Origin of the sequence: Lyticum sinuosum, assembly GCF_034471385.1 — a bacterium.
Lineage (GTDB): Bacteria > Pseudomonadota > Alphaproteobacteria > Rickettsiales > Midichloriaceae > Lyticum > Lyticum sinuosum.
This window is the reverse complement of the sequence record NZ_JARGYU010000001.1, coordinates 316,112-339,134: the sequence shown is the minus strand read 5'-3', so window position 1 is coordinate 339,134 and position 23,023 is coordinate 316,112. Positions and strand designations below refer to the sequence as shown.

The 23,023-nt window shown below is 23.0% G+C and carries 18 protein-coding genes, 2 tRNA genes and 1 pseudogene; 15 read left to right on the top strand and 6 right to left on the bottom strand.

Translation table 11 applies throughout. The features are described 5' to 3' along the window. Nucleotides 1–57: 57 nt before the first annotated feature. Nucleotides 58–759 (bottom strand): RadC family protein, encoded by a 702-nt coding sequence (gene radC / locus Lyticum_RS01365; RefSeq protein ID WP_322498539.1) that lies wholly within the window; start codon nt 757–759, stop codon nt 58–60. Nucleotides 760–1,352: 593 nt separating this feature from the next. On the opposite strand from radC, the gene Lyticum_RS01360 reads away from it, so the two are divergent. After that, complete coding sequence (locus Lyticum_RS01360) at nt 1,353–2,096, top strand: YebC/PmpR family DNA-binding transcriptional regulator (RefSeq protein ID WP_322498538.1); 744 nt, start codon at nt 1,353–1,355, stop codon at nt 2,094–2,096. Between the two features lie 331 nt (nt 2,097–2,427). Here Lyticum_RS01360 and Lyticum_RS01355 read toward each other — a convergent pair whose 3' ends face one another. Beyond that, on the bottom strand, nt 2,428–3,780 hold the full coding sequence (locus Lyticum_RS01355) for an FkbM family methyltransferase (protein WP_322498537.1): 1,353 nt from the start codon (nt 3,778–3,780) through the stop codon (nt 2,428–2,430). 271 nt (nt 3,781–4,051) lie between these two features. Here Lyticum_RS01355 and fmt point away from each other — a divergent pair, with 271 nt between their 5' ends. From fmt to rpsG, 5 genes are all read left to right on the top strand, one after another. Then, a complete protein-coding gene (gene fmt / locus Lyticum_RS01350; protein WP_322498536.1) occupies nt 4,052–5,344 on the top strand; it encodes a methionyl-tRNA formyltransferase in 1,293 nt (430 codons plus the stop codon). 279 nt (nt 5,345–5,623) lie between these two features. After that, complete coding sequence (locus Lyticum_RS01345) at nt 5,624–6,577, top strand: 5'-3' exonuclease (protein ID WP_322498535.1); 954 nt, start codon at nt 5,624–5,626, stop codon at nt 6,575–6,577. A gap of 248 nt (nt 6,578–6,825) precedes the next feature. Further along, entirely contained in the window at nt 6,826–8,082 is a 1,257-nt protein-coding gene (locus Lyticum_RS01340; protein WP_322498534.1) for an aspartate kinase, read from the top strand. A 218-nt stretch (nt 8,083–8,300) separates the two neighbouring features. After that, complete coding sequence (gene rpsL / locus Lyticum_RS01335) at nt 8,301–8,675, top strand: 30S ribosomal protein S12 (protein WP_322498533.1); 375 nt, start codon at nt 8,301–8,303, stop codon at nt 8,673–8,675. Between the two features lie 253 nt (nt 8,676–8,928). After that, entirely contained in the window at nt 8,929–9,444 is a 516-nt protein-coding gene (gene rpsG, locus Lyticum_RS01330; protein ID WP_322498532.1) for a 30S ribosomal protein S7, read from the top strand. Between the two features lie 591 nt (nt 9,445–10,035). On the opposite strand, the gene lpdA is transcribed toward rpsG, so the two are convergent. Both lpdA and Lyticum_RS01320 read right to left on the bottom strand, forming a co-directional pair. Beyond that, nucleotides 10,036–11,628 carry a dihydrolipoyl dehydrogenase gene (lpdA, locus tag Lyticum_RS01325; RefSeq protein WP_322498531.1) on the bottom strand — a complete coding sequence of 531 codons (1,593 nt, stop codon included), beginning with the start codon at nt 11,626–11,628 and terminating at the stop codon, nt 10,036–10,038. 95 nt (nt 11,629–11,723) lie between these two features. Beyond that, the gene (locus Lyticum_RS01320; protein WP_322498530.1) at nt 11,724–13,208 is read right to left on the bottom strand and encodes a dihydrolipoamide acetyltransferase family protein; all 1,485 of its coding nucleotides are present in this window, start codon (nt 13,206–13,208) and stop codon (nt 11,724–11,726) included. 539 nt (nt 13,209–13,747) lie between these two features. Between Lyticum_RS01320 and Lyticum_RS01315 the strand changes: the two genes are divergently transcribed. Both Lyticum_RS01315 and Lyticum_RS01310 read left to right on the top strand, forming a co-directional pair. Then, nucleotides 13,748–13,823 (top strand) — tRNA-Glu (locus tag Lyticum_RS01315). Between the two features lie 254 nt (nt 13,824–14,077). Further along, nucleotides 14,078–14,151, top strand: a tRNA-Met gene (locus Lyticum_RS01310). Between the two features lie 238 nt (nt 14,152–14,389). On the opposite strand, the gene Lyticum_RS01305 is transcribed toward Lyticum_RS01310, so the two are convergent. Continuing rightward, nucleotides 14,390–15,136 (bottom strand): (d)CMP kinase, encoded by a 747-nt coding sequence (locus Lyticum_RS01305; RefSeq protein WP_322498529.1) that lies wholly within the window; start codon nt 15,134–15,136, stop codon nt 14,390–14,392. A 324-nt stretch (nt 15,137–15,460) separates the two neighbouring features. Here Lyticum_RS01305 and Lyticum_RS01300 point away from each other — a divergent pair, with 324 nt between their 5' ends. Continuing rightward, nucleotides 15,461–16,396: a YihY/virulence factor BrkB family protein gene (locus tag Lyticum_RS01300; RefSeq protein WP_322498528.1), complete on the top strand. Its 936-nt coding sequence runs from the start codon at nt 15,461–15,463 to the stop codon at nt 16,394–16,396. A 91-nt stretch (nt 16,397–16,487) separates the two neighbouring features. Then, nucleotides 16,488–17,174 carry an HAD family hydrolase gene (locus tag Lyticum_RS01295; RefSeq protein ID WP_322498527.1) on the top strand — a complete coding sequence of 229 codons (687 nt, stop codon included), beginning with the start codon at nt 16,488–16,490 and terminating at the stop codon, nt 17,172–17,174. Nucleotides 17,175–17,334: 160 nt separating this feature from the next. On the opposite strand, the gene Lyticum_RS01290 is transcribed toward Lyticum_RS01295, so the two are convergent. Further along, the gene (locus Lyticum_RS01290) at nt 17,335–18,045 is read right to left on the bottom strand and encodes a VirB8/TrbF family protein (RefSeq protein WP_322498526.1); all 711 of its coding nucleotides are present in this window, start codon (nt 18,043–18,045) and stop codon (nt 17,335–17,337) included. A 287-nt stretch (nt 18,046–18,332) separates the two neighbouring features. Between Lyticum_RS01290 and Lyticum_RS01285 the strand changes: the two genes are divergently transcribed. From Lyticum_RS01285 to Lyticum_RS01265, 5 genes and pseudogenes are all read left to right on the top strand, one after another. After that, nucleotides 18,333–19,064: a ribosome maturation factor RimM gene (locus tag Lyticum_RS01285; protein WP_322498525.1), complete on the top strand. Its 732-nt coding sequence runs from the start codon at nt 18,333–18,335 to the stop codon at nt 19,062–19,064. 122 nt (nt 19,065–19,186) lie between these two features. Beyond that, the gene (locus tag Lyticum_RS01280) at nt 19,187–19,405 is read left to right on the top strand and encodes a hypothetical protein (RefSeq protein WP_322498524.1); all 219 of its coding nucleotides are present in this window, start codon (nt 19,187–19,189) and stop codon (nt 19,403–19,405) included. A gap of 416 nt (nt 19,406–19,821) precedes the next feature. Next, nucleotides 19,822–20,799 (top strand): pyruvate dehydrogenase (acetyl-transferring) E1 component subunit alpha, encoded by a 978-nt coding sequence (gene pdhA, locus Lyticum_RS01275; RefSeq protein ID WP_322498523.1) that lies wholly within the window; start codon nt 19,822–19,824, stop codon nt 20,797–20,799. A 50-nt stretch (nt 20,800–20,849) separates the two neighbouring features. Next, complete coding sequence (locus Lyticum_RS01270; protein ID WP_322498522.1) at nt 20,850–21,683, top strand: flavodoxin family protein; 834 nt, start codon at nt 20,850–20,852, stop codon at nt 21,681–21,683. A gap of 50 nt (nt 21,684–21,733) precedes the next feature. Then, a pseudogene (locus tag Lyticum_RS01265) lies at nt 21,734–22,813 on the top strand (pyruvate dehydrogenase complex E1 component subunit beta); the annotation flags it as partial. Between the last annotated feature and the right edge of the window lie 210 nt (nt 22,814–23,023).

Sequence of the window (23,023 nt, the reverse complement as noted above, 5' to 3'; positions counted from 1 at the left end):
ATAAAATATTATATATTTTTATATAAAATAATAAAATAATATAAAAATTAATAATAATTATATCAAATTGGCTGAACGAAAAGAAAAATGACTATTTTTAGACACTATAATATGATCATGAACTACTACGTTTATAGATGCTAAAGCATCAACTACTTTTTGAGTCATAATTACATCCTCTTTTGAAGGAGATGAGTCTCCACTGGGATGATTATGAACCATTATAATAGCAATAGCACCATGAATAAGAGAATATCGTGCTATCTCACGAGGATATATTGTAATTCTATCTACTGTTCCTATATCAAAAAATTCATCAGCAATAAGTGTATTTTTTTTATTTAGAAAAAGAACTCTAAATACTTCTCGGGTTTTTGATCCCATTGTGAGCTGACAATAACGAAGTACAGTTACCCAATCGCTTAATATATTAATTTTTTCAGTTTCTATAGGTAAACAAACACGAATTACAATATCAGCTATTAAATGTAAATAGTCAATTGTAGCCTCACCTATACCATTTACAGTCGACAATTCTGATCTTTCAGCAAAGAAAACTCCACTCAAACTATTAAATCTTTTTAAAAGAAGTTTAGATAATATTTTTGTATCACGCCTTGCAATAACATAAAAAAGTGCAAGTTCAAGAATTTCATAATCGGAAAAACCCTTTCCTTTTGATTTTCTAAATCTTTCTTTTAAGCGTTCTCTATGACCTTTATGTTCAAGAATAGAAATATCATTATCTTTATTATGCATAAATTAGATATTAGTTAAAAATAAACGCTTATTTAAAAAAAATAAAAAATGCTATGTAAAAAATGATAGAAACCAGGATTTTATTAAAAAAATCATAATATATAATATTAATTATAAACTAATATAACAAAGAATATAATAAAAACAGTAGATTTAATAAGTAATATAAATAACTTTTCTACAAAAATATTAAAACATTATAATTCTATTAGATAAATAAATCCTTGTAAAGATTCCGATCTTAAATACTATATAAAGGTAAAATCTTAAAAAGTTATATTTTTTACAAAAAGACTTTTCACAATTAATAATTTATGTAATTATCTTGATTGTTGTTAATCATAAACAAAATAAATTTATTACATAATCCTGTTATATAAATTATAATACATGAATGTAAATATAATCATTTTTTGTTTTGATCAAAAAATCTTTTAATATGGTATTTATATAAGATTATGTAATGATATACAGTAATTATTATTAATTAGTATTTTTATTTATTTTATAATTTTATTTAATGATTTAAATAACTTTTATATTTTTTTAAGAATCTTTTTCAAAATATTTAACACTCTTCAATTAATAAAAATATGGCAGGACATTCTAAATATGCTAATATAAAACATCGCAAAGAAGCACAAGATGGAAAAAAAGCACAAATTTTCACAAAAGCAGTAAAAGAAATAATAATTGCAGCTAAAAGTGGATTACCTGATCCAAAACTGAATAATCGTCTTCGCACAGCAATATTAGAAGCGCGTAAAATTAACTTACCTAATGATAGAATTGATGCCGCAATAAAAAAAGCTAGTTCTAATGAGATAGATAGCAACTATGATGAAATAGTATATGAAGGATATGGAACATGTGGCATTGCATTTATTATTGAAGCTCAAACTAATAATAGAAATCGTACTGCAGGTGAAATTAGATCTATATTTACTAAATATGGTGGAAATTTAGGTGAAAATGGTAGTGTAAATTATTTATTTAAGCATGCTGGAGAAATTATTTATAATATAAAAAAGAATAATTTTGATAAAGATTTAATAATGAATGCAGCAATTGAATATCAATCAGAAGATTGTATTTTTGATAAAGATACATGTCACATTATAACAACTGTTCATGATTTCCATAAAATTAAAGATTCATTAGAAGAGAGATTTGGAGAACCTGAATCATCAACATTGACGTGGCTTCCATTAAATCCTAAAATTTTAGACTTAGAGGAAACACATAAGGTTTTAAAGTTTTTTTCTATTTTAGAAGATAATGAGGATGTAAAGAATATTTATGGAAATTGTACATTACAAGATATACCTCAAGATTAATATTTATTTTCTAAAAATTAATATATTTATATTTGTCTTATTTCTAAAGTTTTTATATTTTTCTTATTTTTAAAGTTTTTTCTATTTTAGAAGATAATGAGGATGTAAAGAATATTTACGGAAATTGTACATTACAAGATATACCTCAAGATTAATATTTATTTTCTAAAATATATTTATATTTTTCTTATTTCTAAAGTTTTTATATTTTTCTTATTTTTAAAGTTTTTTCTATTTTAGAAGATAATGAGGATGTAAAGAATATTTACGGAAATTGTATATTACAAGATATACCTCAAGATTAATATTTATTTTCTAAAAATTAATATATTTATATTTGTCTTGTGATTATTAAATATTTTACATTAGAATCCATAATATCTTTAACATTTTTAATTTGATTAAGACGATGATTTTTATTATCAACAGTCCATATATGAAACCCACTTCTTGAAAGTTGATAAAAAAAATCTTCAATATTAATATTATTTTTAGCTATATTTGTATTCCAAGTTGTAATAATTTTTATTTTTGGAGAATTCATTAATATCTTATTAGCGCCATATATTATATTTGCTTCGTTTCCTTTTGAATTTATAATCAAAACAGAAATATCTTTAGCATCAGGAATAATTGTATCTAAAGATGTAACTGTTTCTAGTGCCATATTATTTGTTCTATTTTCAAGTTTTATCTTAAGATTTTTTGTTTCTCCAATATTTGCAACACTAGCTTCAGCTGTTGTTGAAAAAATTATAGAATTGAAAAGATATACATTTTTTATATTATTAATAGAGAGTGATTTTTTAAGTAAGGAGCAAGTCTCTCTATCTGCTTCTATACTATATACTTTTCCATTACTACCAACTATTCTTGACATGTATATAGTATAATATCCATATCCACTACCAACTTCTATGGAAGTTTCTCCAGGTTTAAGGAATTGATATAGTAACTGACTAATATTACTATCTGTATAACCATTTTCAATTATTTGTTTTGATTCATTTTCATCATTGATATTAAGAATTAGACTATCTCCTGTATGTATTTGTGCAAGTACATATTTAGATCCAAAGCATGATTTATTATTATTAAACTGTTTATATCCTAAGTATCCTGATGTGATACCTAAAATTATAACACTTAATGATAACGAAACTAAAAGTTTTTTATTTATTGGTTCTTTTTTATCAGAATTATCATTATTTATATGATTAGATTTTTTTCTAGAAAAAAGTTTTTTAAAAAAATTTAATATTAAATTATTTTTTGTCTTTTTATCTGATATTAGATTATTAGATGATGTAACAATACTTGGTTTTTTTATGTCTTCAACAACATCCCAAGTTGCAGAATCTATTTCTTTTGATTTATTATCATTTAATGAATTATTTGAAGAAGATGTTGACTGATTATTATTATTTTCTGGCGTTTTTTCAAATAAACTCTCATATTCTTTTAAATCTTTATTATTTTCTGTAGATTTAGATTCACTTTCTTCTTTATTTTCTACATTTTTTGCCTTATCATTATCTTTATTATTAGGACCTCCAAAATGTTTCCAAAAAAGATCTTCTGCTTCTTTTTTTTTCGAAGAAACATCTTCAGAATCTTTTTCTATATCAAACCACCAGTCTACATCTTCTAGTCCGGGATCTTTTTTATTATTATTTTCAGCCATGTATCAGTAGAAAAAAATAAAGAGTTATTAACAAATTAAATAAATAGATTTTTAAATATATATTTCAGATTTTGTATATTATTCTCAATAACAAATGATAAACATTTTACGATTGATTTTACCAAAAGAGATCTTAACTTTCTATTTATTAACAGAATAAATTAAGTCTATCATACATTGTAAATTAAATAATCTCAATAAAGTATTTACAATAGTAATAATTAAAATTTTTATACATAAAAATTAATAATCATAATAAAATTAATAATCTATGAGTGATTTTATAAAAAATTCTAGTTTTTATCATAAAATTAAAATAGTTTTTATGGGAACTGGAGAATTTGCCTTACCTACTTTATATACTTTATTAGAAAATAATTCAAAAATTGATATATGTGAGATATATACTGCTATTCCTGGTAAAAAAGAAATAGGAAATAAAATAGGAAATAAAATAGGAAATAATAAATTTTCTCTTGAGCAAAAAAAAAATTTAAACCAAACGATATCAAGTGTATATGAATTTGGTATTGCAAATAATATAAATATTAAAACTCCATTACGTATAACTGAAGATGTAATTAATCATATTCGATCTATTTGTCCTGATTTGATAGTTGTTGTATCTTACGGATTAATTTTACCAGAAAATCTTTTATCTGTCCCAAAATATTATTGTATTAATCTTCATCCATCTTCTTTACCTAGATGGAGAGGAGCAGCTCCAATACAAAGAGCAATTATGGCTGGGGATAATATGACTGATATTTGTGTTATGATAATGGATAAGGGATGTGATACAGGTCCTGTCATAAAAAGAGAGAATTATAATTTAGATAATACAAAGGTTTTTGGTGAAATTAGTAAAGATATTGCAGAAATTGGAGCAAAAATGATGTTATCTGTTATTGAAGATATTATTTTATATAATGGTATAATTTTATCATCTATACAATCAAATGAAGGATCTTGTTATGCATCTAAAATTACTAAAGATGACGAAGTAATTAATTTTAAAGAAAGTGGAAGAAATATTCATTATAAAATTAAAGCCTTATCACCAAATCCCGGAGCATATTGTTTATTTAGAAATAAAAGATTAAAGCTATTAAGAAGTCATTATTTTTCACTCAAAGAAAATAATAATATAAATTTTAATCAAAATAATTTATTTTTTTTAGATGAAACAAGTTTAAATAATATTTTTTTCGATTTTTTAATATCCGCGGAAAATCAACATAACATCAAAATTGATCAAAAAAAAGATGATAATAAAATTATACAAGATAATTTAGTACTATCTGCACCTATATTTAGTCATAATAATCGTATTTTTATAATTTGTTCATCTGATGATGATATAAATTTAAATTATTACAATAACAATTATTTTTCTAATATTTTTTCTAATATGTTTAATTTTTTCTCTTTAAAAACGAAAGAAAGAGGTTTATTATGTTGTGCATTTGGAGAAATTATTGAAATAATAGAATTACAAATAGAGGGTGGAAAAATACTATCTGCAACACAATTTATAAATGGATATCTTAAATCTAAAAAGTAAAATCTAAAAAGTAGTATAAATAATATCTCACTGAAAAATAATTTTAATAATACTATTAGATATACTATATAAATATACTATATAACATATACTAGCTTCCGGACTTTAATAATTATAAAGCAGTATTAAGAAATACTTAAAACTTTATTAAAATTTTATTAACAGATTAAAATTATCGATAATAATTAAAAATTTCAATTAAAATTAATATTTTATTAAATTTTCAATATAATTAATATATATATTAGATAAAATAATATAAAACACAATATAGATAGTATGGAAAATAGTATAATAAATTCTACAATAAATGATATAAATCATCAAATTAATAAAAAATTATTCATTATAGATACAAGTGCTTTGATTTTTAGATCACATTATGCATATCCAACTTTAATTAATAAAAATGGTATGGCAATTGGCGCTACATACGGATTTATTCATAATATAATTAGATTTTTATCATCCTTTGATATAAATCAAACTAATTATATTGTTATGGCACTTGATATTGGTGGAAAAAAAACAATACGACATGAAATGTTCTCAGAATATAAAGCAAATAGACAACCATGTCCAAATGAAATTATAAACCAATTCCCTGGAATTATCAGTATAATAAATGCATTTGGAATAGCAATGGTAAAGAATGAAAAATATGAAGCTGATGATTGTATTGCAACATGTGCAAATATTGCTAAAAAAAATAAAATAGAAACATTTGTAGTAAGTGGCGATAAAGATCTTTTACAATTAGTAAATGAGACAGTAAAATGTTTTGATCCATTTAAAGATATTATAATAGACCAAGAAGGAGTAATGAAAAAATTTGGTATAAAACCATCACAACTTGCTGATTATTTAGCTTTGATGGGTGATGCTACTGATAATATTCCAGGAGCAAAAGGAATAGGACCTAAAAATGCTCAGAAACTTCTTGAAAAATATCTATCAGTTAAAGAAATATATGATAATATAGATAATATAACACCAATAAGAATCAGAGAATTATTAGAAAAATCTAAAAAAAATGTTGATTTATCATATAAATTATCTTCTCTATATTATAATGTAGATATAGAAAATTCATTAGATGATTGGTTATGGTGTGGATTTCCAAATAATGGAAATGATTTAATAGAAATATTTAAATTTCATGGATTTAAACAAATTAATAAGAGAATTGATAATTTAATTAAAAAATTCAATAAATTTTCTACAAATATATAAAATTATTTATAATAAAAAAATTTAATATATTAATATATTAATATAATATATAAATCTAATATTTTAATAAAATTATTAATATAAAAAAATATTATATAAAGCTTTTATAGTTAAATCTTTTTTAATTTTTAATCTTTTTATAGTTAAATCTTTTTTAATAAATAGATACCTAGAAAACATGCCAATAACAATAATATATGATATTAAATAATTAATTAAAATTTATTTTTAGTTATTAATTTTATACTATGTCAAAAAAAATTATTATTCAGAAATTTGGTGGAACTTCTGTAGGTAGTATAGATAAAATAAAACAAGTAGCAGAAATTATTGCTGATTCTGCAAAAGATAACATTATTTTAGTTGTTGTATCAGCTATAGGAAATACAACAGATAAATTATTAGCAAAGGCTTTAGAAATTACACATCCAAAGAGTATAGAAGAATTATCAGAATTAGATACAATTCTATCTGCTGGAGAACAAATTAGCATAGGATTATTATCTTTAGCATTAAGAAAAAATGGATTAAAAGCTAAATCATATTTAGGATGGCAATTGCCTATCATTACAGATAATTCTTTTTCAGAAGGTAAAATAATTGATATAAAATTAGAAAATATAAAAAATTCATTAGAAAATAATGAAATCCCAGTTATTGCAGGATTTCAAGGAATTTGTAATGGTAGAATTACTACTTTAGGTCGTGGTGGATCAGATACAACTGCTGTAACTATTGCTGGTGCATTACAAGCTAAATGTGAAATATATACCGATGTTGATGGTGTATATACTGCAGATCCTAGAATTGTATCTAGAGCTCGTAGATTAGAGTATTTATCATATAGCGAGATACTAGAAATGGCATCATCAGGCGCAAAAGTACTTCATCCAAGAGCTGCAGCAATAGCAATGCGTTATAGAATAGATGTACGTATATTATCAACTTTTATAAAAAATAACTTAAATTCTGGTACAACACTCGTTTTAAAAAGAAATTATATGGAAACAAATAGTATAACTGCTGTGATTAGTGATAATAATTTAACAAAAATTACATTATGTAATATTAATATAAAAAATAAAACAAATATTCTTACAAAAATTATAGAAAATATCAATGAATGTAATATTGTTATAGATCATATTTTTCATCAAGAAAATTCTACATCTCATAAAAGCGATTTTACATTAATCTTTGATAATGATCATCTTTTACGTATACAATCAGTACTAGAATCAATGAAAAATAAATATTATGATGAAATAATTATATTAAAAAATATTGCATCAATATCTATTATAGGAATTGGAATTGGGAATAATTTAAGCATTATTTCTAAAATCTTTCTTATTCTTAATGAGAATAATATAAAAATTAACAGTTTTACAACATCAGAAACCAAAATTATTTTACTAATAGATGCATTTAATAGTGAAATTGCTGTTAGAACATTACATTCAGGACTAGATCTTGATTTAACTATGTCAAATATCGATAAGTAAAATATTCTATATAATTTTATTTTTAATAAAAAATACTTGACGCTAATAAGGTATAATTTTATAATATTCAAAATCCGTTATATATCATAAAAAATTCTTATATAATAAAAAATTTTGTATAATCTATAACTACAGTCCATTTAAATTTTATTAAATGACTTATTAATTACTAGATAATTTGTAAAATGATGTATAAAAATGACTTATAAATTTATAATATGACAACAATTAATCAGCTAATAAGAAATCCTAGAACAGATAAAAAGTTTAAAACAAAATCACCAGCACTGCAATCATGTCCTTTTAAACGAGGCGTTTGTACGAAGGTTTATGTCACATCACCTAAGAAACCTAATTCAGCACTTCGTAAAGTTGCAAGAGTTAGACTTAGTAACGGATATGAAGTTATAGCATATATTCCTGGAGAAGGCCATAATCTTCAAGAACACTCAGTAGTTCTTATACGCGGAGGAAGAGTAAAAGATCTTCCTGGGGTCCGTTATCATATTGTTAGAGGTGTGCTAGATACTCAAGGAGTTAAAAAACGTGCAAAAAGAAGATCTCTCTATGGGGTAAAACGTCCAAAAAGTTAAAAATAATAAAAAAGCTGAATAAAACTAATCTTAAATATCATAATTTAATTTATTATACTAATTTCTATTAAATTTTATGACTTATAATAAAATTTGCTAAATAAGATAAAGAATTCTTTTTAAATATTAAAATTTAAAAATATGATAAAATTCCTTTATTAAATTGATATAAAATAATAGCAATTAGTATATAATTAATATATTAAATTAGTAATAATTATTAAAAACAAAAAATCAAAATTATTTTTTAAATATGTCTAGAAAAAAGAGAACAAGAAGTGATTTGTTAAAATATCAACAGGGTCATAAAAAACACTTTGCTGATCATGCCTATGGTGATGCTAATTTAGGGAAGTTTATAAATTATGTTATGTGGGATGGAAAAAAAACTATAGCTGAAAATATAGTTTATAGCGCTCTTGAAAAAGTTGCGGAAGATTTAAAATCTAATGTAATTGATATTTTTTACGATGTTTTAAATAGAATTGCTCCAGTTGTAATCCTCAAATCTCGTCGTTTTAGCGGTGCTACATATCAAGTACCAACAAGTATACGACCTGAAAGAGGTATGTCTCTTGCAATGAAATGGATTGTTAGTTTTGCACGTAAGAAAAGTCAATCTGGAAAAACAATGATAGAAGGATTAATTCTGGAATTCTCTTTGGCTCATAAAGGAGATCCTTCTAGTGGTGCATTAAAAAAAGCAGAAGAAGTAAAAAAAATGGTTGAAGCAAATAAAGCATACTCTCATTTATCTGATGTTCCATAATATCAGAAATATTGGTTATAATAATTAATATTTAATATAATTTTTAATACATATTTATATTAATAAAATTATAACGATAAATTAATGTTATGCTCTAATATTTAAGAGAATATATATATAATTGTTATATAATAAATATTATAGTTATTTTAGATATTTTTAGTAGATTTAATATTTATTTATATAATAAATATAGAGATATAGTTTTTTCACTAAAAAATAATTTGATTATAATAAAATATTTATAATATTTATAAAATACTTATATTAACTGTAAGTGTATTTACACTTATCTTACAAAATAAGTCTTTTTATTCATAATTTAGAAATTTTATAATATATTAATAAAATTATAACGATAAATTAATGTTATGCTCTAATATTTAAGAGAAATATATATAATTGTTATATAATAAATATTATAGTTGTTTTAGATATTTTTAGTAGATTTAATATTTAAATATATAATAAATATAGAGATATAGTTTTTTCACTAAAAAATAATTTTTTACAATAATTTTATAATAAAATTACAGTATTTGCAAAATACTTATCTTATAAGATAAATATTTCTATTTATAATTTATTTTATTATAAATGTATGGATCTTGAATATGCTGCCATACTTGCTTCTGGTAGCATTTCAGATATTGTTGGATGCGGGAATATACTTGAGATTAAATCATCAGATATTAGCTCTGAATTCATAGCAATAGATATACTATGAATGATTTCTGTAACTTCTTCACCAATCATATGAGCACCAAGTATTTCTCCTGTATCTTTACAAAATATCATTTTGCTCATACCAGAAATTGCAGATTTTCCTCCCATTGTTAGTGCTTTTCCATTTGCATAAGATGGAAAACGTCCAACATTTATTTTATAACCTGCTTCAATAGCTGAATCTTCTGTATGTCCTATGCTTGCAATTTGTGGAGTTGTATATGTACATGCTGGAATATTTTTCATATTAATAGAATGTGGTGGAGATTTAACTAATCCTTCTATATAACCTATATTATCTATACAATGTATAGCTTGATGGCTTGCTTTATGAGCTAAACAAGGTGGTCCAGCTACATCTCCTATAGCATATACATTATCTGCAGATGTCATACATTTTTCATTTATATTTATATAATTATTTTTATCTAATTTTATTCCTATATTTTGTAGACCTAAATCTAATGAATTTGGTGTAATTCCAACTGCAGATATTATATGTTCGCATTCTATAGTAGTCCTAATAATTTCATCATTCTTTCCATTCTTTTCATTTTTTTCATTCTTTTCATTTTTTTCATTCTTTCCATTTTTTATAGTATTTATTACTAAAGTATTATCTGTAACTTCATTAATTGTTGAATTAGTATATATTTTAATACCATTTTGTATAAAAGATTTCATTGCAATAGAACTTATTTCTTTATCTTCATTTATTAAAATTCTATCTGAAATCTCTATGATACTAACATCAACATCTAACATTGCGTAAAAACATGCAAATTCAACACCAATAGCACCACTCCCAACTATAGCAATAGATTTTGGTAGCCTCTTAGGTGTCATTGCATCACGATAATTCCATACTCTATTATTATCTATTCTTAAATTTGGTAACTCGCGTGGTTTTGCTCCAGTTGCAATAATAATATATTTTGCTTCATAAGTTGATTTATACTCCTGTTGTGTGAATTCAATATTTTTTTTGTTAACATCAATTTGATACTTTAATAAATTATAATCATTTTTCTCTGAAAATTTCTTCTCTGAACATAAATTATTATTATAATTATTTGATTTAGTAATTTTTATTACCTCTCCATTAATTATTGTAACTTTATTTTTTTTCATAAGAGTTTGTATCCCTTGATTAAGTTGACTTGATATATTTCTAGAACGCTCAACAATTTTAGATATATCAAATTCAATATCCGAACATTTTATTCCGTATTCTGCTGAGTTTTTCATTTTATGATATAATTCAGCACTACGTAATAACGCTTTTGTGGGAATACAACCCCAATTTAAACATATTCCACCTAAATTCTCTCTTTCTATAATTGCTACTGAAAAACCTAACTGAGCTGCTCTAACAGCAGCAACATATCCTCCAGGACCAGATCCTATAATAATTAAATCAAAGAATTGAGAATTATTTTGATTTGATGTAGATATCATAATTTTTTAGTATTTTTATAAAAAATATTATATTTTTTTTATTTATAAATTATTTTTTTTATTTATTAAAAATAGATTTTTTCATAAATCAATATTTAAATAAGTAATTCAATAGGATTTTCTATCATATCTTTTATATAATTAATAAATTTTGCTGCTATAGTGCCATCAATAACTCTGTGATCACAAGATATAGTTATATTCATAATTGAACAAATTATAATATCATCATTAATTACAACAGGTTGTTTTTTTATACTTCCAATCGATATAATTGATGAATGAGGTGGATTTATGATAGCTGAGAATTGATCTATACCATACATTCCTAAATTTGATATAGTTATTGCTCCACCTGTAAGATCTTGAAGATGTAATCTACCAATTTTCGCTTTTTCAGCTAATTCTTTGACCTCAGTAGATATATTCAATATACTCTTTTGATTTGCTTTTCGAACTATAGGAGTAACTAAGCCATTTGGAATTGACACTGCTACTGCAATATCAATACCATCCGTAAATCTCATCATTTTATCATCATCAACCCATATAGTCTTTGTTTCTGGAATAAGATCAGAAGATTTTGCAATAGCTTTTATGATAAAATCATTAATTGATATTTTAATATTTTGATTATTATTTCTATTATTTTCTAAATTTATTCTATTATTCTTAATCATATTTCCTATAGAAATATTCACTTCTTCTCGCAATTTTATTAAACTATCTACATTACAACTCACAGTTAAATAAAAATGTGGAATATTTCTTTTTGATTCAGTTAATCTTGAAGCAATTGTTTTACGCATACCAGAAATTGGTAATTCTTCATAAAAATTATTTTTCTCTGGTATAAATTGAGATATAGATTTATTTGTTAGAGTATTTGTATTTTTTATAGAAATATTTGCATTATCTAAATTAAGTTTTGAATTTTCAATTTCTAACAATCGATCTTGTTCTTTTATTTTACATGATTCTATAAATATATTATCAGATGTACTATCTGATTTATTATTGATCTTTCTGATCACATCATCCTTTATAATTCTTGAATTTGGACCACTACCACTAATTTTACTTATATCTATATTATGCTGTAGTGCGATTTTTTTAGCTAATGGGCTCGCTATTATTCTTTTTTGATCAGAAAGTAATTGATTACTATCAATCAAAATATTTAATCTATTTATATCTTTATTTTCTTGAGAATTATTACTAATTAAATCATTTTTTATATAATTATTATTTAATTCATCAAAATTATTATGATTCATAGAGTTTGATTCTTGTTTTACAGCATTTGGTATATATGGCAATAAATCATCTTCTGTATCATCTTCTTCTTTAAGAATTGCTATAACTTCACCTACTTTAATATGACCACTCCCAGATGGAAATAAAATTTTATAAACTTCCCCTTCATATGTAGATTCAAATTCCATTATAGCTTTATCTGTTTCTATTTCTGCTATTATCATGCCTGGTTGAATGATATCACCTTCTTTAACTGTCCATTTGACTATGCTAGCCTCAGTCATGGTTGGTGAAAGTGCTGGCATCATTATTTTTATTGACATTTTTAAAATAATTTAAATAAAAAAATAAATAGTTATATTGATTTAATATTTTGTATATTCGATATTTATTTTATATTTTATTGAATTTTCAGTAATTTTTACACTATTTACAACTTTCTGTTTTTATTCAATAACAATTAAAATTTATTATATAGAATAATATAAATTAAGCTAATATTGATTTGTATTTATCGCTTTATATGCATCTAAAACAGTAAATAAAATCATTATTGATATTTAATAATTAATTACGCATTATGATGGTCAGTCAAGTGTTTATTTATATGTTTTTAGATTATGTATCAATACTAATATTATTTTTGTTATTTTCATTTTATATCATATCTGTACTACATAAAATGCATTAAAATGACTTTAGTTATCTTAAAAGATAAAAAATATAATAATATACATTCAATATAAAAGTGGAAGTTATTAATATAAATTAATTTATATAAAAAATATAGAATCAAATAAAAAAAATGTTGCTTTATTAATATAATTTATTTATGATAATAAAAATAGGCCTTCCTATAGTTGGCCCCTTCGTCTAGAGGCCTAGGACATCACCCTTTCACGGTGGTAACACGGGTTCAAATCCCGTAGGGGTCACCATGACTAATATCATGGTTTTCTTTTTCTATATACTAAATTCTTGCAACAAGTTTTTTATATAAAAAAATAAATTCGACTAATTTTTATTATCATATTTATTATTAATATGATGATGAATTTAATATGGTTTTAATATCTTATTCTAAAATAATAATAAATTATAATGTTTTATCGATAAGTTATTTTATGAAAATAACTTAAAATATTATAAAATTATTTGCGTAAAACAAAAAAATGATTTATAGTGGTTTCATGGCAGGATAGCTCAGGTGGTTAGAGCGTCGGAATCATAACCCGTAGGTCGTGGGTTCGAATCCCACTCCTGCTACAAATTAATAAATCAGGATTTGTTTTCTCAATTAAATTAATTGTTTCTAATTTAAACTATAATGTTTAACATTGATTAATAATAAGAAATTAAATAATTAAATAAAATTTACTGTTTTTCTATAATCTTTAGATAAATCAGGTAATTATTTACTGTCTTTCTAAAATTCTCAATTAAATAATTGTTTCTAATTTAAACTATAATGTTTAACATTGATTAATAATAAGAAATTAAATAATTAAATAAAATTTACTGTTTTTCTATAATCTTTAGATAAATCAGGTAATTTTATTCTTATAATTGCAAGAATTTGCTCAATTGTTTCTTCTTGTGATATTTTACTAGTATCTATAACAATTGTATCTTTAACTATAATCATTGGATCTCTCTTTCTTGAACCATCTCTGCTATCGCGTAAAACCAAACTATCATGAACTCTTTTTTTCTTTATTTCTTCTTGGAAATCTTCTGTGAAAGTTGATCTAATTTGTTCAAATCTTCTTTGAGTTCTAACACTTCTTTCAGCTGTAATAAAAATTTTACATCCAGCATTAGGAAAAAGTACACTTCCTGTGTCTCTGCCATCAACAATACAACCAACTACTTTATTACTTCCTAGCATATCATATATAAATTTGCGCATAGCTTTGTTTAAAATTTCTCTTACCTGTGGGATCTCAGCTATAATAGAAGAAGAATCACTTATTTCTTGTGTACGAAGCAATTTTTCATCTATTAATATAGATTTTTCAACAAGATCAGGAATTTCTTTTAAAAAAACTACATTTTGATTAATTTTATTGAGATTAAAATGATTTTTGTTTATTAAAAACTCATACATTAAACCTTCATCTATAATAGTTTTAGCTATATAGCGAAAAATATTACCAGTATTAAAATAATAAAAATTTATCAAATGAGATAGACTTAATGCTATTGTTCCTTTTCCTGCTGCTGCAGGTCCATCTATAGTTATAATATTCATTATATATGAAAATTAATAAAAATTATAATTATTACTATAAGTAATTTTTAAATCCATTTTTAAATATATTGTTAAAAATTATTATTGACTTTATGATATAATAAATAAAGTTATATTAATTTTTTTAATATTTATTATTAAAATTCAAATTATACAGATAAATGGCATATAATCAATTAAATTTATTTGCAGTTAGTTTTATAAAGCTAATATTATAAAATATATAATCATAAAATATTGTTAAAAATAATAAAAAATAATAAAAATTATATTTTTATATATAATAAATGATACAAATAAATTAAAAATAAATAATATAAGTAAATGAAATTTAATTTTATTATTGATAATCTAAATAAAAAAACATTATTCTTAATAAATACTTTTTATCAAATATTTATTAAATCAATTAAAGATACAATCAAACATGATGGCATAGAACATGCCGGATACATATCTTTCTTATGTATTATATCTCTTTTTCCATTTATTATGTTTGTTACAGCAGTAGCTGGGTTGATAGGAAAGATATATGTTAATCATCATCTTAATTTAAATATTTCAGTATATTTCAAAAAAATTATCATACAAAGTGAATTTTCTCACTTTATAGATGCTTTATTACCACGTATGATAGAAATTACAAGCACACCTCCTTCTGTTCTCATGACTGTAGCAGTAGTTAGTATGATATGGTCATCGTCTTCGATATTTGAAGCTTTAAGAACTATTTTAAACCGTGCATATAGAATAAAAAAATCACCTTCATATATTTTAGGTAGATTATTAAGTATATCGAAATTTTTATTAGTTGTACTAATAATATTAATAGTAATGATTATTTTTTCAATTTTACCACACGTATTATCTTTTTTTGTATTTAATATAACTCCTACTAATATTTTATATTACATAAAAATACTAAATTATCTCACAGAAACAAATTTATATAGTAATATATTTAAGTTATTAACTTGGGGAATAATAGTTAATGCATCATATATGTATTTTTCAAGCATTAAACAATCTTTCTATGTTGGATTACCAGGGACAATTTTAGTTATAGTATTTTTTTCTATTTTTAAGAAAATATTTATGTTTTATATTGAAACTATGCCACAAATTAATCTTATTTATGGCAGTATAGGAGGGATAGTAATAGCTTTGTTATTCTTTTATTTTTGTGCTATTACTTTTATATGGGGAGCTGAATTTAATTACCATTTTGCAAATACTCTATTTAGCAAAAATATATCATAGAATTTTATTAAAGTTCCTTATTTAATATAAAAATTAATAAAAAAACTGATAAAATATAAATTATTGAAAAATAATATATCAACAAAAATAAATGAAAATATTACCACTACATCAAATAAAAAATCCTAAATCTATCATATTAGATTGGGATAATACAATAGTACAAAGTAGACATGTATTACGTAAAACAATTATTGATCTTGCTGATGAAATTGGTTTTCCTCATGAAAAAATAAAAAAAAGTGAATTATTTTCTCATTCATTTAATCGTCCTGTAGTTGAAGCATTTCCTGAGCTATTCGAAGATAAATGGCAAGAAGCATGGAAGCATTATGTTAGAATTATGAAGAAAAATCGCTTTCAAATGATGAAATTGATTGAAGGAGCACTGGAATTTATAAATTTATTATCAGAAGATAAAATTCCAATGGCAATAGTAAGTAATAAAGAAGAGGAATTTTTACATGAAGAGGTAAAACATTTTAGTATATATGATAAATTTTATAATGTAATTTCTTCAGGAAACAACAGTAAACCAAATCCAGAAGCAGCCTATAGAGCATTTTCTCCTCATCTTATTCCAGAATCAGAATATGATGATTGTATATGGTTTATAGGAGATAGCTCAGTTGATATAGAGTGTGCTAATAATTCTAAATGTGCAGGTATTTTAGTTGGTGATACTAATTATTTAAATAGCAATTTTCATGGAAAAACTGGATTTATTTTCAAGAATTTCTATGAATTAATATCTTTTTATAAAAGTTTAAAAAATTAAATTAATTATAATAATATTAATAATAAAATTTTTTTAGAAAATTAATTAAATGTAAGTTTAAAAATAATTATTACAATTTATAAAGATTTTAAACTATTATAATATTAATTTGTTTTATCAATTAAAAATTATACTTACATATTGTATTTACATACACTATTTAATCTTTAATATATTGATATCTTAGAATAGACATTTCAACTTGATGCATTTTACTCTTGATTGATATATCAAATAATATTTCTACCTGAAATTCATTTCTATCAACAATTTGATTATTTAATGTATTTTCAGTGAAGTAGTAAATAATTGCTCTATCTGGTTTAAATAAATAAGGTAAAAATTCCACTTTTTTTATCCTAATTTTTCTTGTGATAATATCACGATATTGTAAAACAGGACTTTCAGGATTGCTATTAGGGGCGATAAAATTTAAAAAATCATTATAAACTTGTCTAGACGATAATTTTTGTACTTTATTAAGATAAGTATTATAGCTACTAGAATCAGTACTAATTATTGGATTATATTCTTCACGTAGTTTGGTATAATAAGAAATAAGATAACGTGCAACAGATACTACCATGTCTTCATCTTTATCACTTAATGCTGATATCCTTGGGAATTTTGTAATAGGATCAATAGCATAAATTGAAAATGGAATTTTTTTAACCTCATAATTCATTTGAGAGGCAATAATAATCAAAGCAGAATTTATCATAAAAACAATTACAAGAATGACGGAAAAAATATGTTGTGTATAAACAAATAAGTATTTCTGAGCGAACCATTTTTGCGCATCAGAAAAATAACTCCCATCTTCAAGTTTTTGCGAAATTAAATGGTAATATTCATTATTATCATTCCTCATTATTAGTAGTTATTTAAAGTATTTTTTATATTTTTACTTAATTTAATCTTCAAAATAATTATTGTATAATTTTTTATAAATTAATACATTATTATGATTATATTTGATTTCATTTTATATTATATACATATATATAATTATATATTAAGATTAATTATTGAATCATTATATATTTTTTTACTTAAAAAAACTTTTTGATATTAAATTTTATATATAGATTATATATTTCAAATATTGTACTTAAAATGCTGCATTATTATCACTCTAACAAATTCATAATTTAACTAATGGTTTGGAATACTCATTATAGAAAAAGATACATCAATTTTGGAATTATATCAACCACACATTGTTTACAAGGAGCTGTAAAATTAAGAATATTTTCAGATCTTATAAAAAAGATAGATAGATTTTCTTTTCTAGAAAAAGAAATAGATTATAAAAAAGCTAATATAAATTTTTTTAATAAGAATTTAGAAGATAATTTTCTTTTTCAAAAAAATCCTGTTGATAATCTCAATAGTAGATTAGAATCAATATTTTTACATGAAGTGATTGATTTATCAGAAAAGGTTTTTTTTCTTGAAAAAGAAGGAATTTATAAAAATCTTGGATTTATAGTTAAAATAAAACATATAGATAATTTAGTATCAGCAAAAAAATTAATAAATAAAAAACTTTATATAGATAGAAAATATTTAGGAAATGACTTTATCAGAGCAGATTTAATTGGAATTCCTGTATATTGTGATATAAATTATTCTCAAATTGGAGTTATAGAAAATGTTGTGAACTTTAATGCATCAGATATTTTAGCTATTCAGTTAAATAACAATAAATTTTTTGATATCTCAAATAGCTCACAAAATATTAAATGTTCTACATTTTTAGATTATGATTATTTACATAAACAAGAAAAAAAAAGTGTATATTATCCTATTAATAGAAGTAAATTAGGTATAGTAGATAAAGAACTTTGTATTTTATTACAAAAAGATTACATATCTGATTCTATATAAAAATTAAGAAATATAGCATATAATAATAATAATATTTTATATTTGTATAGACAAATATTATATGATATATGATATCAAACAATTGTTATATAATATAAATAAAAATATTAATAAAATTAAGTATGATTAAATTTTTACATAAACTATTAAATACTAAAATTCCATTATTTATTATATTTTTTTGTATTTGTGGTTTATTGATTGGATGCAGCAATCAGTTAGATAAAGCTAATACTATAAATAGTAATATTAATTATACATATCCTGTTTCTCCACGTGACGAAAGAGATAATGATGGTGGTAAAGTTTTTAATGATAAATTGACTTTAAATATTGAATAATATTTTAATCGCTAAAATTGATAATAATTATTTATATTCATTATATAAATCAAAATACTAAAAATTTTAATGAAAAAATAATAAAATATATTTTAATAAACTAAAGATTATATAATATCAAAATTCAGAAAAAATACTAATAAAATTAGTAAAAAACTTAATCTTAAATTAAAATAAAAACTATTTTATTTTATTAATTTCAATTGATTAAGTTTTTAATAAAAAATCTGCATACCTAATGTAATATATATTATTATATTATTTTTATAGTGTATTTTTTTAATTTATATAATTTTTATTATATATATCTATTATAAATAATTGATTTTTTTTTATATTCCATTCAAAATAGACATTGAAACATAATATATATGTTAGCTCAATAATGCTAATATATTCATGTATAAAGTATATATATGTCAATACAAAATACAAAATTATCAAATGATGATATAATATCAGCTTATGAATTTATGCTTTTTATAAGGCGTTTTGAAGAGAAAGCTTCTGAACTATATGGACAAGGTAAAATAGGAGGTTTTTGTCATTTATATATAGGTCAAGAAGCTGTTGCATGTGGAATTAAGTATGCTAAATCAGCTAATGATAAAATTATTACAGCATATAGAGATCATGGGCTTATTTTAGCTTGTGATTGTGATCCAAAATCTGTGATGGCTGAGCTAACTGGACGTATTGATGGGACTTCATTAGGTAAAGGTGGCTCTATGCATATTTTTGATATAAAAAATAATTTTTATGGCGGACATGGTATTGTTGGAGCACAAGTCTCAATAGGTACAGGCTTAGGTTTTGCTGCTAAATATAAATCAGATAATAGTGTTTCTATAACATTAATGGGTGATGGAGCAGCTAATCAAGGACAAGTCTATGAATCATTTAATATGGCTAAACTATGGAATCTCCCAGTATTATATATTATAGAAAATAATGGGTATGCTATGGGTACATCTGTTAAGAGAAGCTCATCAACTACCAGTTTTTTTAATAGAGGTATATCATTTGAAATACCAGGTTTTGCAGTAGATGGTATGGATTTTTTTACAGTCTATGATGCAATAAGAATCTCTCTTGATAAAATAAGAAATGGCTCTGGTCCACAATTGATCGAAATTATAACATATCGTTATCGTGGTCATTCTATGTCTGATCCTGCGAAATATCGAACAAAAGATGAAGTTGAGCATTTTAAATCTAAAGATCCTATTCAAACACTTAAGAAACATATTTTAAATAATAATATTGCAAATGAAATTATATTCAAAGAAATAGATAAAAAGATTAAACAAAAAATAAATGATATTGAAAAATTTTCTTTAGAAAGCCCTCTTCCAAATGAAAATTTATTATATGAACACATTTATAGTAATTAATTTATTTAATTAATAAGTTATATTATAATATATAAAATTTTATAAAAAATATGAAAAATGATAGAGTATTTTGTAAAAAAAAAATTGTAAATCATAATAGTATTAATTTTTTATCTAACTCTGATGGTAATAATTTAGATTCTTTTTCTGATGATAATTTAGATTCTTTTTCTGGTAATAATTTAGATTCTTTTTCTGATGATAATTTAGATTCTTTTTCTGGTAATAATTTAGATTCTTTTTCTGGTGATAATTTAGATGATTCACTAGATACAATAACACAAAAATTGCATAAAAAAGTTGCAATTATATATTATAATCATCCATCTAGACGGCATTATTTAAAAAAAATTGCGTTAAAAATCTCTGAAGGATTAAAAACAGTTAATATAATACCATATCTATTTACTGTAGATGAAGCAAAAAATTATATTCATGACATAACAAATAATATGTCTGGTATTATATTCGGAAGTCCAACATATTTTGGTGGTTGTGCTAGCCAAATGAGATCATTTTTTGAATTCACAGATCAAATTTTTATTCAAAGATTATGGAAAAATAAAATATCTGCAGGATTTACTCATTCAGGAAATTTAAGTGGTGATAAATTATCTGTATTAAATGAAATATCTATTTTTGCTTTGCAACATGGTATGATTTGGACAGGTTTAGATGTTATTTCTATGTTTGAAATATTAGATAATGATGCTGAGATTACTGGAATACCTAAAAAATCAATCTTAAATAGATTAGGATCATGGATGGGTATGATGAGTAGTTCAGAGTATAATGTTGATGATTTAAATGAAATTGATTTAAATACAGCAATATATTTTGGATATCGAATTGGGAATATTGTTAAATCATTTTATATAACATAAATTTTTAATTAAAAAAGAATATATAAAAATTTAAATATAAAAATAATAAAACACATAAAAAAAATAATAATATGGAAAAAATAACAGTTAGGGAAGCATTATGTCAAGCAATAGCGGAAGAAATGCGTATCGATTCTTCTGTATTTGTTATAGGTGAAGAAGTTGCAGAATATGATGGTGCTTATAAAGTTACTAAAGGCTTATTGCAAGAATTTGGAAATCAAAGAGTTGTAGATACACCTATTACAGAACACGGTTTCGCTGGGTTAGCTGTTGGTGCTGCTTTAGCTGGATTGCGTCCAATAGTAGAATTCATGACTTTTAATTTTGCAATGCAAGCTATAGATCATATAATTAATTCTGCTGCTAAAATATACTATATGTCTGGTGGTAAAATTAATTGTCCTATAGTTTTTCGTGGACCAAATGGTATAGCATCTAGAGTAGCAGCGCAACATTCACAATGTTATGCAAGTTGGTATGGTCATATACCTGGATTAAAAGTAATATCTCCATATGATGCTTCTGATGCTAAAGGATTATTAAAATCTGCTATACGTGATCCAAATCCTGTGATATTTTTAGAACATGAATTATTATATGGAGATTCATATGAATGTGTTGTTAAAAACGAAGAAGAACTCAAGAAATATAGGTTAATACATCAAAAAGATGATGGTATTATATCTACATTCAGCGATATAGTATTACCTATAGGGAAGTCTTTACTTAGAAAAACAGGAAAAGATGTAACTATTGTAGGATTTTCAAGATCTGTAAAATTATCTTTAAAAGCTGCAGAGATACTAGAAGATATACATAAAATATCTGCAGATGTTATAGATTTAAGAACAATACGACCAATTGATATATTTACTATTATTACATCTGTGAAAAAAACAAATAGATTAGTTGTAGTTGAAGAAGGATGGCCATTTTCTGGAATATCTAGTGAAATTATATCTCAAGTCATAGAGTTGGCATTTGATGATTTGGATGCACCACCACAAAGAGTTTGTGGCAAAGATGTACCAATGCCTTATGCAGATAACTTAGAAAAAATAGCTACTCCAAGTATAGAAAATATAATTGATACAGTAAAAAGTATCTGTTTTAAAACAATATTTTAAAATAATGTATTTAGTTTGTTTTTAATTAATTTTAAAAATTAAGAGGAAAAATAATATTTCTCTAGAAAATAATCAAAATTCTATTTTTGTTATAAAACACAATTTATATTGTAATAAACAATTAAAATTATTAATATATTAATATTACACAAATATTTTATCAAAGTGCAAACTTTAATTGATAAACAATATATAAATATATAAGAATAA